This is a genomic window from Pseudomonas sp. JH-2 (assembly GCF_036231725.1).
Lineage (GTDB): Bacteria > Pseudomonadota > Gammaproteobacteria > Pseudomonadales > Pseudomonadaceae > Pseudomonas > Pseudomonas delhiensis.
In genome coordinates, this window is sequence record NZ_JAZAQP010000006.1 from 20,650 (window position 1) to 32,604 (window position 11,955).

Sequence of the window (11,955 nt, forward strand, 5' to 3'; positions counted from 1 at the left end):
ACGAGACGGGTGACTATTTCAGTTCTTCCGCAGGTTGGTATTATGCCGCCACAACTGGGCTCTGGCTGCCGTAATGAAGCAATTCATCGATTTCATCCCCCTCATCCTGTTCTTCATCGTCTACAAGCTGGACCCGCGCACGGTCGAACTCGCCGGACACTCCTTCAGCCTGGGCGGCATCTACAGCGCCACCGCGGTGCTGATCGCCTCCTCGGTGGTGGTCTACGGCGCCCTGCTGCTCAAGCAGCGCAAGCTGGACAAGGGCCAGTGGCTGACCCTGGCCGCCTGCCTGGTGTTCGGCGGCATGACCCTGGCGTTCCACAGCGAGACCTTCCTCAAGTGGAAGGCCCCGGTGGTGAACTGGCTGTTCGCCCTGGGCTTCCTCGGCAGCACCCTGGTGGGCGACCGCCGGCCGCTGATCCAGCGCATCATGGGCCACGCCGTGCAGTTGCCGGAGCCGATCTGGCAGCGCCTGAACCTGGCCTGGGTGCTGTTCTTCGTGTTCTGCGGCTGCATCCAGCTGTTCGTCGCCTTCACCTTCGAGCGTTTCTGGGTGGACTTCAAGGTCTTCGGCAGCCTGGGCATGACCCTGCTCTTCCTGATCGGCCAGGGCGTGTTCCTGGCCCGCCACATGCACGACGCCCCAACCGGCGAAAAGCCCAAGGACTGACATGCTCTACGCAATCATCGCCCGCGACATCACCGCCTCCCAAGAACGCCGCCTGGCCGCGCGCCCGGCGCACCTGGCCCGCCTCGAGCTGTTGAAGGACGAAGGCCGCCTGGTCCTGGCCGGGCCGCACCCGGCGATCGACAGCCCCGACCCGGGCGCGGCCGGCTTCACCGGCAGCCTGATCGTCGCCGAGTTCGAGTCGCTGGCCGCCGCCCAGGCCTGGGCCGATGCCGACCCGTACCGCGCCGCCGGCGTCTATGCCGAGGTCGTGGTCAAGCCGTTCAAGAAAGTCCTGCCGTAGACCGGCAAGCGGCGGCGCACGGACGGCGCCGCATGGCCGGGCACTCAAGGCCCGGCCCCGCAACCGGACAGCGCCCGGACCGCGGTGCCCGGCGGCTCATCAGCATACAAGGAGTTCCGATGTCCCGACGTCATCTGCTGCCCCTGCTGTTCTGCCTGAGCCTGCCGCTCGCCGCCCTCGGCGAGGAGCCCACCGCCACCACCCCCGGCGCCACCCCGGCCAGCGATGACCTCGCCCAGCTGCAACAGCGCCTGGACGAGAGCGAGAAGCTGCGCGCCGACCTCGCCGCCCAGCTGCAGGGGGCGGAAAGCGCCGTGGTGGGCCGCCTGCGCCAGGAAAACCAGCGCCTGAAGCTGCAACTGCGCGAGCTGCAGGCCCAACAACCGCCACGCCTGCTCAGCGACGAGCAGACCTGGTTCGCGACCGGCGGCGCCGTCGCCCTGGTCGCCTTCGTCCTCGGCGCCCTGAGCCGCGGCCGTCGCCGCCGGCGGCGTGAATGGATCAACTGAAAGAAGCCCGAGCAATGAGTGAGCTGCTGCTGATCGACGACGACCGTGAACTGTGCGAACTGCTGTGCACCTGGCTGACCCAGGAAGGCTTCAGCGTGCGTGCCAGCCACGATGGCGGCGCGGCCCGTAGCGCCCTGGCCAGCCGCACGCCGGACGCCGTGGTGCTGGACGTGATGCTGCCCGATGGCAGCGGCCTGGAGCTGCTCAAGCAATTGCGCAGCGAACACCCCGACCTGCCGGTGCTGATGCTTTCCGCCCGCGGCGAGCCACTGGACCGCATCCTCGGCCTGGAACTGGGCGCCGACGACTACCTGGCCAAGCCCTGCGACCCGCGCGAGCTGACCGCGCGCCTGCGCGCCGTGCTGCGGCGCAGCCATCCGGCCCAGCCCAGCGCCCAGGTCGAGCTCGGCGACCTGAGCCTTAACCTGACCCGCGGCGTGGCCAGCATCGGCGGCCAGGACGTCAGCCTGACGCTGTCCGAGAGCCGCATCCTCGAGGCGCTGCTGCGCCAGCCGGGCGAGCCGCTGGACAAGCAGGCCCTGGCGCAGATCGCCCTGGGCCGCAAGCTGACGCTCTACGACCGCAGCCTGGACATGCACGTCAGCAACCTGCGCAAGAAGCTCGGCGCGCACCCGGACGGGCGCCCGCGCATCCTCGCCCTGCGCGGGCGCGGCTACTTCTACACACCCTGAGCGGCAGGCCGGGAACCCCGCCCCAGAGCGGTAGACGCAATCTTTACCGAAGCTTTACCCGGCCCTGACCGCCCTTGACCTTGCCATCCCTAGACTGGGCACATCCGGTTCAGAAACCGGTCCACGAAAGGAGAAGATTCATGCGCAAGACCCTCACCGCCCTGATGCTCGCCGCCACCCTGCCGACCCTGGCCATGGCGGCCACCCCTGCCGCTACCGACGCCCCGCCGCCGCCCGCCCACATGATGGACGGCCACATGAAGGACGGCCACGGCCCGCGCGGCGGCTGGAACGGCCCGTTCAAGGCCCTGAACCTGAGCCCCGAGCAGCGCCAGCAGGTCGGCAAGCTGATGGGTGACTCGATGAAGAGCCGCCACGACATCACCGAGAAGTACCTGAGCAAGCTGCCGGCGGCCGACCGCAAGGCCATGCAGGATGAGCTGAAGGCCAGCCACGACAAGACCCAGCAGGACATCCGCGCGCTGCTGACGCCCGAACAGCAGAAGAAGTTCGACGAGCTGAAGAAAGAGCGCGAGCAGCGCAAGGCCGAATGGACCGAGTTCCAGCAATGGAAAGCGCAGAAGGATGGCAAGACCAACTGATAGCGCCAGCCACGCGGGCGCCGGGCTCCCCCCCGGCGCCTCGCCGTGCCCGCGCCCCTGACCCGAAACGGACATGCGACTGAACCGAAAGACCATGCGCTCGCTCTTCTGGCGAATCCTCGCCGCCTTCTGGCTCGCCCTGCTGCTGGTCGCCGGCCTGTCCATCCTGCTCGGCCGCGCGCTGAACCAGGACACCTGGATCATCGCCCGCTACCCCGGCATGCACGATCTCGCCAAGCAGTGGACCCAGCTCTACGAGAACCAGGGCCCCGCCGCCGCCCAGCAACTGCTGGAGCAACGCCGCCGCGACTACGACCTGTCGGTCCAGGTGCTCGACGAAAGCGGCCAGCGCCTGGTCGACGGCACCTACCTGCCGCGCCCGCCACGGCGCAACGAGGAAGGCTTCGACCGCCGCAACCTGCCGCGCTTCCCCTGGCGCCAGCTCAGCCAGGAATACACCAGCGCGGAGAGCGACCACACCTACCTGTTCATCTACCGGATTCCCCACGGCGCGCTGGAAGCCTGGCACCGCGGCAGCCTGCTGTGGCCGCTCAGCGCGCTGGGCATCGCCCTGGTGGTGCTGACCATCTTCAGCCTGCTGGTGACCCTCTCCATCACCCGCCCGCTCAACCGCCTGCGCCGCGCCGTGCACGACCTCGGGCAGACCGCCTACCAGCAGGACAGCCTGGCACGCCTGGCCCACCGCGGCGACGAACTCGGCGTGCTGGCCCGCGACTTCAACCGCATGGGCGCCCGCCTGCAAAGCCTGATCGGCAGCCAGCGCCAGTTGCTGCGCGACGTCTCCCACGAACTGCGCTCGCCGCTGGCGCGCCTGCGCATCGCCCTGGCCCTGGCCGAGCGCGCCACGCCCGAACAGCGCGCCAGCATGTGGCCGCGCCTGGAGCAGGAATGCGACCGCCTGGAAGCGCTGATCGCCGAGATCCTCGCCCTCGCCCGCCTGGACGCCGAGCCCGGGCCGACCAGCCGCGTCGAACTGCTGCCGCTGCTCGAACGCCTGCGCGAGGATGCCCAGCTGCTCGCCCCGGAACAGCACATCCAGTTGAAGGTCCCCACCGGCCTGGCCCTGGACGGCTGGCCCGACATGCTCGAACGGGCGCTGGACAACCTGCTGCGCAACGCCCTGCGCTTCAACCCGGCGGACAAGCCGCTCGAGGTGGATGCCGACAGCGACGGCGCCGTGCTGCGCGTGCGCGTGCGCGATCATGGCCCGGGGGCCGACGCCGAGCACCTGGCTCAACTGGGCGAGCCCTTCTTCCGCGCCCCCAACCAGGACAGCCCCGGCCACGGCCTGGGCCTGGCCATCGCCCGCCGCGCGGTGGAGCGCCATGCCGGCCGCCTGCGCCTGGCCAACCACCCCGACGGCGGTTTCGTCGCCACCCTGGAAATACCGCTGGCGCGCCACGCCGCCTGACCCCGGAGCCCGATCATGAGCCTTGCCGCCGAATACCTGCCCTCCCCCAGCCCGGCCCTGCCGTCGGCGGCCGCCGGCCTGCCACGGGAGCGCCCGCGGGACGAACCGCAGAGCCTGGTGCTGGCGGTGGAGCTGGGCCTGCTGGCGCAGCGCTGGCGGCGCCGCTGGCCGGAACTGCGCCTGAGCCTGCCGCGCGGCGGCACCTGGCCGCTGCACAGCTGGCCGCAGGCGCTGCACGAAGCCCTGGATGAAGTGCTGGACACCGCGGTGGAATGGCAGCAGGACGCCGCCATCGTGCTGGAGCCGCGCCTGGAGCGCGGGCTGCTGCGCCTGGACCTCGGCGGCACCGACGAGCAGGCCCGGCACTGGCTGCCCCGGGCCCTGCGCGCCGCCCAGCGGTTGGCCGCCTGGCAGGGCGGCCGGCTGCTCTGGCGTGCCGGCGGGGCGCGCTGGAAAGTCCGCCTGAGCCTGCCGCTCAGCCCCGCCAGGCGCTGACGAAGGCCGCCGGGTCCAGCGGCGCCGGCTGGCGCAGCTCACCCATGGGCGTGCCCAGGTAGATGAAACCGACGATCCGCTCGTTGGCCGCCAGGCCCAGGCCCTGCCGTACCAGCGGGTCGAAAGCCATGGCGCCGGTGCGCCACATGGCCCCCAGCCCCTCGACGAACGCCGCCTGGACGATGCCGTAGGCGGCACAGCCGGCGGCCAGCATCTGCTCGATCTCCGGCACCTTGGGGTGCTCCTGCAGGCGCGCGATGGCCACCACCAGGGTCGGCGCGCGCAGCGGCATGGCGCGCGCCTTGGCCAGCGCCTCGGGGCTGGCGTCGGGTTGCTCGGCGCTCAGCGCGCGGGCGAACAGCTCACCCAGTTGCTGGCGTGCCTCGCCTTCCACCGTGAGGAAGCGCCACGGGCGCAGCTGCCCATGGTCCGGCGCGCGCAGGGCGACGCGGAATAACCGCTCGAGCTGCCCGGCGCTGGGTGCCGGCTCGCCCAGGCGGGCATGGGATACACGATTGACCAGCGCTTCGTAGGCCTCCATGGGCTACCTCCTGTACACACAAGGACGGCCATTGTAATCGCAAAGGCTTCTCATCTGTCTGCTGAGGTGCGATCAGGGTGCTGCGTATCCGTGTAGGAGCGAGCTTGCTCGCGAAGGGGGCTCATCGGCGAACGCTGGTGTTCGTCCTGAGAGCGCCCTCTCCCTAACCCTCTCCCTGAAGGGAGAGGGGACCGTTCGGTGCGTTTTGGCAGTCCTGAGTCAGCCGGCAATTCCGAAGGCCTCCGGCTGAAACCATTCCTTCTCTCGGCACGGACAAACCCCCTCTCCCTTCAGGGAGAGGGCTGGGGAGAGGGAGCGGAGTCAATCTGAAACACGGGAGTCGCCGGCAAGCGCCGTTCGCGAGCAAGCTCGCTCCTACAGGGAGTCCAGCGATGCGCCCATCGTCAAGCCACCCGCTCCGGCGACGGCGTGACGATCGGCTGCAGGGGTGGCATCAGCGGCGGCAGGCCGTAGGCCGCCCGGGCCGCATCGCAGTTGGGGTTGTGCTGGCCGTCGAGCCAGGAGGCCTCGAACTCGCGACAGGTGCTGGAGCGGTGCTCGTAGACCGTGCAGCGCACGCCGCAGCCGACCTCGCCGAGCAACCCCACGCAGCGCACCGGCCTGGCCTCGGTGCCACGCATGGCGGCGTGGTGCGGGCTGACCTGCACCACCAGTTCGTCGGGCACGCTGCCGCCGGCGGAACGGCACTCGCCCCAGTAGAAGGACACACGGAAATGCGCGCAGCAGGCGCCACAGTTCAAACACGGATTGTCGATGGACATGATGTGCGAATGCACCAGAAGAAACCGGCGAGCGCCGGCGGGCTGCGCAGGATTCTAGCGATTCCGCCGCCGTTGTGAAGAGCCCTCCGGCGCGCTGCGCATCGCGCCGGGGGCAGGTACAATGGAGGGTTCATGTCCATCGAGTCCGCTTCATGGCGCTGCCGACACTACGCACCCTCGGATACATCATCGGCCTGTTCCTCATCACCCTGGCGGTGGCCATGCTGGTGCCCATGGCCACCCTGCTCTACTACCACCGCCCGCAGGAGCTCTCGCCCTACATCTGGTCGAGCCTGATCACCTTCAGCGCAGGCCTGGGGCTGGTCCTGCCGGGCCGGCCGGAGCAGGCCCACCTGCGCCCGCGGGACATGTACATGCTCACGGTCTCCAGCTGGGTGATCGTCTGCTTCTTCTCCGCCCTGCCCTTCATCATCGCCCGCCACATGAGCGTCACCGACGCCTTCTTCGAGAGCATGTCGGGCATCACCGCCACCGGCTCGACGGTGCTTTCCGGGCTGGACAACATGTCGCCGGGCATCCTCATCTGGCGCTCGATGCTGCACTGGCTGGGCGGCATCGGTTTCATCGGCATGGCGGTGGCGATCCTGCCGATGCTGCGCATCGGCGGCATGCGCCTGTTCCAGACCGAATCCTCGGACCGCAGCGACAAGGTCATGCCGCGCTCGCACATGGTTGCCAAGTACATAGTCGCGGTGTACGTCGGCATCACCATCCTCGGCACCCTGGGCCTGTGGTGGGCCGGCATGGGCCTGTTCGACGCGCTCAACCACGCCATGTCGGCGATATCCACCGGCGGCTTCTCCACCTCCGACCAGTCCCTGGCCAAGTGGCACCAGCCGGCGGTGCACTGGGTGGCGGTGGTGGTGATGATCCTCGGCAGCCTACCCTTCGCCCTCTACGTCGCCACCCTGCGCGGCCACCGCAAGGCGCTGCTCAGGGACAGCCAGGTACACGGCTTCATCGGCCTGCTGGTGTTCACCTGGCTGGTGATGGGCACCTGGTACGCCTTCAATTCCGACCTGTCCTGGCAGGACGCCTTCCGCATCGTCGCGGTGAACGTCACCTCGGTGGTCACCACCACCGGCTTCGCCCTGGGCGACTACAGCCTGTGGGGCCACTTCTCGATCATGGTGTTCTTCTACCTGGGCTTCATCGGCGGCTGCTCCGGCTCCACCGCCGGCGGCCTGAAGATCTTCCGCTTCCAGGTCGCCTACATCCTGCTCAAGGCCAGCCTGTACCAGCTCATCCACCCGCGCGCGGTGCTGCGCCAGAGCTACAACGGGCACCGCCTGGACGAGGAGATCGTGCGTTCGATCCTGACCTTCTCGTTCTTCTTCGGCGCCACCGTCGGCGGCCTGGGCCTGGCCCTGACCTTCCTCGGCCTGGACTGGATGACCGCGCTGACCGGCGCTGCCAGCACCGTCTCCGGCGTCGGCCCGGGCATGGGCCCGGTGATCGGCCCCTCGGGCAACTTCTCGTCTCTGCCGGACGCCGCCAAGTGGCTGCTGTGCGCCGGCATGCTCGCCGGGCGCCTGGAGATCCTCACCGTGCTGGTGCTGTTCACCCCAGCCTTCTGGCGCCACTGAGGCCCGTCAGCCGACGATGCCGGCGGCGATGTTGATGCTCAGGCCGAGGATCGCCGTGTTGTACAGGAAGCAGATGATCGACTGCGCCAGGGCCACCCGGCGCAGCTTCGGCGAGGCGATGGCCACGTCCGAGGTCTGCACGGCGACGCTGAGGGTGAAGGAGAAGTAGGCGAAGTCCCAGTAGTCCGGCTGCCACTCGCGGTCGGGGAACTGCAGCGGCGGCTGCCCGGCCGTGTAGTACATGCGCGCATAGTGCATGGCGAAGATGGTCCCGATGAGGAACCAGGAACCCAGCACCGTGCTGCCGGTGAAGGCATAGCGCAGCAGCTTCTCGCCGCCCTGCAGGTCGCGGGCGCCGGCCAGTTCGAAGACGATCGCCACCAGGCTGGCGATGGCCGCGGCGCTGACCAGCATCAGCACGGCCTCGGCGTTCTCGTCCTCGATGCCGGCCAGCCCGCGCACCTGCTCCGCCGTGGCGCCGTGCGCCAGCAGGGCGATCAGCGCCACGTACAGCCAGGCGCAGGCATTCCAGCCGACCAGGACGCGCATCAGCGGCGTCAGCCCGACGCAGGCCAGGGCCGCCAGCACGCCGCAGAGGATGGCGACGATCAGCCGCGGGTGGGCGCGTAGCAGGGTGAATTTCAGAGGCATGCGGGGGCTCCGGGGGCTCAGCTGGCTGCAGCCTAGCATGGCGCCCGCGCTTCAGTAGGGCGGCGGCCGCAGACGCTGGGCGAACTCGTCGAGCTGCTTCTGTTCCTGCTTGTCGGCCAGCAGGCGCGCCTCTTCGCGGTAACGCTCCACCAGCTTGCGCAGGCCTTCCAGGCGCGCGTACTTCTCGGCCCAGGTGGCGCGCGCCTTCTCCACCACGTCCTGGTGCCAGGCCAGGCTGCGGTTCTGCTGTTCCACGGCGCTTTCCAGCTGCGCCAGGAAGCGCTGGTAGTCCAGCAGCCACTGGCCGCTGACGCCCTGGCGGCCGCGGTCGATCCACTGCTGCTGGTAGTCGGCGCGGAAGCGCTCCAGCTCGGCCAGCTTGCGCTGCGCCTGGAGCAGCTGGCCCTGGGCCACGCCCAGTTGGCGCGCGGCCTCGCGCTCGGCCTTCAGGGCCATCTCCACCACCGGGGCCAGGCGGTCGGCGCGGCGGTTCATGGCAAGCGGACCTCAGGCATCATCCGCCGCACTCAACCGGCCTTGCCGGACAGCACGGCGTCCAGCAGCTGGGCGCTGTCCTCCAGGCTCTGGCTTTCGTTCAGGCCCTGGCGGAGGAACTGGCGCATCACCGGGAAGCGCTGGATGGCCAGGTCGGTCTCGGCGTCGCCACCGGCGACGTAGGCGCCGACGCTGATCAGGTCGCGGCTCTGCTGGTAGCGCGACCACAGCTGCTTGAAGCGCTGGGCGTGCTGCAACTGCTCGGGGCTGACCACCTGGGGCATCACCCGGCTGATCGAGGCCTCGATGTCGATGGCCGGGTAATGGCCTTCCTCGGCCAGCCGGCGCGACAGCACGAAGTGGCCGTCGAGCACGCCGCGGGCGGAGTCGGCGATCGGGTCCTGCTGGTCGTCGCCCTCGCTGAGCACGGTGTAGAAGGCGGTGATGGAGCCGCCGCCCTTCTCGCCGTTGCCGGCACGCTCCACCAGGCGCGGCAGCCTGGCGAACACCGACGGCGGGTAGCCCTTGGTCGCCGGCGGCTCGCCGATGGCCAGGGCGATCTCGCGCTGGGCCTGGGCGAAGCGCGTCAGCGAGTCCATCAGCAACAGGACGTTCTTGCCCTTGTCGCGGAAGTATTCGGCGATGCGCGTGCAGTACATGGCCGCGCGCAGGCGCATCAGCGGCGCGTCGTCGGCGGGCGAGGCCACCACCACCGAGCGCTTGAGGCCCTCCTCGCCGAGGATATGCTCGATGAACTCCTTCACCTCGCGGCCCCGCTCGCCGATCAGGCCGACCACGATGATGTCGGCCTTGGTGTACTTGGTCATCATGCCCAGCAGCACCGACTTGCCCACGCCGGTGCCGGCGAACAGGCCCAGGCGCTGGCCGCGGCCGACGGTGAGCAGCGAGTTGATCGAGCGGATGCCGACGTCCATGGGTTCGTGGATCGGCTCGCGCTTGAGCGGGTTGATGGTCGGGCCGTCCATGGGCACCCAGTCCTCGGCGCGCATTCCGCCCTTGCCGTCCAGGGCCCGGCCGACGCCGTCGAGCACCCGGCCGAGCATGGACATGCCCATGGGCAGGCGGCCGCTGTCGGGCAGCGGCACCACGCGGGCGCCGGGGGCGATGCCGGCCAGGCTGCCGACCGGCATGAGGAAGATCTTGTTGCCGGAGAAGCCCATGACTTCGGCTTCCACCTGCACCGAGTGGTAGCCGCTGTCGTTGATCACCGTGCAGCGGCTGCCCACCGCCGCCTGCAGGCCCTCGGCCTCCAGGGTCAGGCCGACCATGCGCAGCAGGCGGCCTTCCACCACCGGCTGCGCCGGCAGTTTGGCGGCTTCCAGGTAGCCCTCCAGGCGTTTGGCGAAACTCACCCGGTCAAGGCGCATCGGGCTTGTCCAGGTCGATGTGCAGGTCCGGCTCCAGCGCGTGGGTGGCCTGCTCGCGCTGCTGTTCGAAGAGCTGCTTGGTGATCTGCGCCAGGCGCGTCTCGATGCTGGCGTCGATGCGCGAATGCTCGGTCTCGATGCGGCAACCACCGGGCAGCAGTTGCTCGTCCTCGAGGATGCGCCAGCTTTCCTCGTGGCGGTCGCGCAGTGCCTTGACCAGTTCGAAGTCCTGCGGGTTGACGTGGATACGCACGTTCTCGCTGCCCATCGGCAGTTGCTTGAGCGCCTCGCGCAGCACCTGGCGCAGCTGGCTGGAGTCGCCCTCCAGCTCGCGCTGGATGACCTGGTGCGCCACCTGGCCGACCAGCCTGACCAGCATCTGCTCGATCAGCAGGTCCTGCTCGGCGATGGGCTCGAACAGCTGGCCCATCAGCGTCTCCAGGCCGGCCAGGCGCTCCTGCAGCGCCGCCTCGGCCTCCTGCCGGGCCTTGAGCTGGCCGGCGTGGAAACCGTCCTTCTCGCCGGTGGCGAAGCCTTCGTTGTAGGCGTCCTGGCGGATCGCCTCCAGTTCCTCGAGCGTCAGCGGTTTGACTTCCTCGACGGGGACTTCCTCCACCGCCGGGGCTTCCGGCGCCTGCGGCTCGGGCTCGGGTTCCGGCGGCCGCTCCACCACCGGGTCGAAGCTGGGCAGCGCCCAGCGGTCGAAGCCGGCGACGTCGCGCGCGCGGATCAGGCCATCGTGTTCTTCCTTGGATTTCGCGGGGCCGCTCACTTAGATCATCTCCTCGCCACCCTTGCCGCCGAGGACGATCTCCCCGGACTCGGCCATGCGCCGGGCGATGGTGAGGATTTCCTTCTGCGCGCCCTCCACTTCGCTGACGCGCACCGGGCCGCGGGCCTCCAGGTCGTCGCGCAGCAGTTCGGCGGCACGCTTGGACATGTTGCGGAAGATCTTCTCGCGGATGCCCTCGTCCGAGCCCTTGAGGGCCAGCACCAGCACGTCCGAGGACACCTCGCGCAGCAGCGCCTGGATGCCGCGGTCGTCGACGTCGGCGAGGTTGTCGAAGACGAACATGAGGTCCTCGATCTGCCCGGAGAGGTCTTCGTCCACGTCGCGGATGGCGTCCATCAGGGCGCCCTCCATCGAGCTGTCGAGGTAATTCATGATGTCCGCCGCGCGCTTCACCCCGCCCATGGTGGTGCGGGTGGCGTTGGCGTTGCCGGCGAACTGCTTCTCGAGGATCAGGTTGAGTTCCTTCAGCGCCGAGGGCTGCACGGTGTTCAGCGAGGACACGCGCAGGACGATGTCCAGGCGCACCTTGTGGTCGAAGTGGCTGAGCACCTCGGCGGCCTGGTCCGGGTCCAGGTAGGCGACGACGATGGCCTGGATCTGCGGGTGCTCGTAGCGGATGACGTCGGCCACGGCGCGCGGCTCCATCCACTTCAGGCTGTCCAGGCCGCTGGTGTTGCCGCCCAGCAGGATGCGGTCGATGAGGTTGTTGGCCTTGTCCTCGCCCAGGGCCTGGGTGAGCATCTTGCGGATGTAGCCGTCGGCGCCGACGCCCAGGCTGGTCTGGTCGCCGACCACCTCGACGAACTCGCTCATCACCTGCTCGACCTGCTCGCGATGCACGTTGCGCATCTGCGCCATGGCCACGCCGACCCTCTGCACTTCCTTCGGGCCCATGTGCCGCAGCACCTGCGCCGCGTCGGTCTCGCCGAGGGACAGCAGGAGAATGGCGGCCTTGTCGACCTTGGTCAGTTTGGCGTTCAACCGGGTCTCGCTCATA

At 69.4% G+C, this 11,955-nt stretch carries 15 protein-coding genes; 8 read left to right on the plus strand and 7 right to left on the minus strand.

Annotation, left to right across the window (positions count from 1 at the left end; genetic code table 11):
* Positions 1–73: 73 nt before the first annotated feature.
* From VV867_RS05875 to VV867_RS05905, 7 genes are all read left to right on the plus strand, one after another.
* Positions 74–670, plus strand: a complete 597-nt coding sequence (locus tag VV867_RS05875; protein WP_089391768.1) for a septation protein A — start codon at positions 74–76, stop codon at positions 668–670.
* A 1-nt stretch (position 671) separates the two neighbouring features.
* Positions 672–971 (plus strand): YciI family protein, encoded by a 300-nt coding sequence (locus tag VV867_RS05880; RefSeq protein WP_009620898.1) that lies wholly within the window; start codon positions 672–674, stop codon positions 969–971.
* Between the two features lie 119 nt (positions 972–1,090).
* Complete coding sequence (locus VV867_RS05885) at positions 1,091–1,480, plus strand: translation initiation factor 2 (IF-2, GTPase) (RefSeq protein ID WP_328565854.1); 390 nt, start codon at positions 1,091–1,093, stop codon at positions 1,478–1,480.
* 14 nt (positions 1,481–1,494) lie between these two features.
* Positions 1,495–2,172, plus strand: a complete 678-nt coding sequence (locus VV867_RS05890) for a response regulator transcription factor (RefSeq protein ID WP_109933104.1) — start codon at positions 1,495–1,497, stop codon at positions 2,170–2,172.
* A gap of 140 nt (positions 2,173–2,312) precedes the next feature.
* On the plus strand, positions 2,313–2,774 hold the full coding sequence (locus VV867_RS05895) for a Spy/CpxP family protein refolding chaperone (protein WP_109933103.1): 462 nt from the start codon (positions 2,313–2,315) through the stop codon (positions 2,772–2,774).
* A gap of 94 nt (positions 2,775–2,868) precedes the next feature.
* Positions 2,869–4,206: a sensor histidine kinase gene (locus VV867_RS05900; protein ID WP_328565935.1), complete on the plus strand. Its 1,338-nt coding sequence runs from the start codon at positions 2,869–2,871 to the stop codon at positions 4,204–4,206.
* Between the two features lie 15 nt (positions 4,207–4,221).
* Positions 4,222–4,701, plus strand: a complete 480-nt coding sequence (locus VV867_RS05905) for a hypothetical protein (protein ID WP_328565855.1) — start codon at positions 4,222–4,224, stop codon at positions 4,699–4,701.
* Here the strand turns inward: VV867_RS05905 and VV867_RS05910 are convergent.
* Positions 4,682–5,242, minus strand: coding sequence for a nitroreductase family protein (locus tag VV867_RS05910; RefSeq protein ID WP_328565856.1), 561 nt, complete (start codon positions 5,240–5,242; stop codon positions 4,682–4,684). The genes VV867_RS05905 and VV867_RS05910 overlap by 20 nt on opposite strands.
* A gap of 404 nt (positions 5,243–5,646) precedes the next feature.
* Positions 5,647–6,024, minus strand: a complete 378-nt coding sequence (locus tag VV867_RS05915; RefSeq protein WP_089391775.1) for a YkgJ family cysteine cluster protein — start codon at positions 6,022–6,024, stop codon at positions 5,647–5,649.
* A 152-nt stretch (positions 6,025–6,176) separates the two neighbouring features.
* Here VV867_RS05915 and VV867_RS05920 point away from each other — a divergent pair, with 152 nt between their 5' ends.
* Positions 6,177–7,631 (plus strand): TrkH family potassium uptake protein, encoded by a 1,455-nt coding sequence (locus tag VV867_RS05920; RefSeq protein WP_109933100.1) that lies wholly within the window; start codon positions 6,177–6,179, stop codon positions 7,629–7,631.
* Between the two features lie 6 nt (positions 7,632–7,637).
* On the opposite strand, the gene VV867_RS05925 is transcribed toward VV867_RS05920, so the two are convergent.
* The 5 genes from VV867_RS05925 to fliG are packed head-to-tail and all read right to left on the minus strand — an operon-like array spanning position 7,638 to position 11,954.
* Positions 7,638–8,282: a DUF1345 domain-containing protein gene (locus VV867_RS05925; protein ID WP_328565857.1), complete on the minus strand. Its 645-nt coding sequence runs from the start codon at positions 8,280–8,282 to the stop codon at positions 7,638–7,640.
* Between the two features lie 51 nt (positions 8,283–8,333).
* A complete protein-coding gene (gene fliJ, locus VV867_RS05930) occupies positions 8,334–8,777 on the minus strand; it encodes a flagellar export protein FliJ (protein WP_109933098.1) in 444 nt (147 codons plus the stop codon).
* 32 nt (positions 8,778–8,809) lie between these two features.
* Positions 8,810–10,165, minus strand: coding sequence for a flagellar protein export ATPase FliI (gene fliI / locus VV867_RS05935; protein WP_109933097.1), 1,356 nt, complete (start codon positions 10,163–10,165; stop codon positions 8,810–8,812).
* The gene (gene fliH / locus VV867_RS05940) at positions 10,155–10,937 is read right to left on the minus strand and encodes a flagellar assembly protein FliH (protein WP_109933096.1); all 783 of its coding nucleotides are present in this window, start codon (positions 10,935–10,937) and stop codon (positions 10,155–10,157) included. The genes fliI and fliH overlap by 11 nt, the downstream gene beginning before the upstream one ends.
* Complete coding sequence (gene fliG, locus VV867_RS05945) at positions 10,938–11,954, minus strand: flagellar motor switch protein FliG (RefSeq protein ID WP_109933095.1); 1,017 nt, start codon at positions 11,952–11,954, stop codon at positions 10,938–10,940.
* Position 11,955 lies beyond the last annotated feature (1 nt).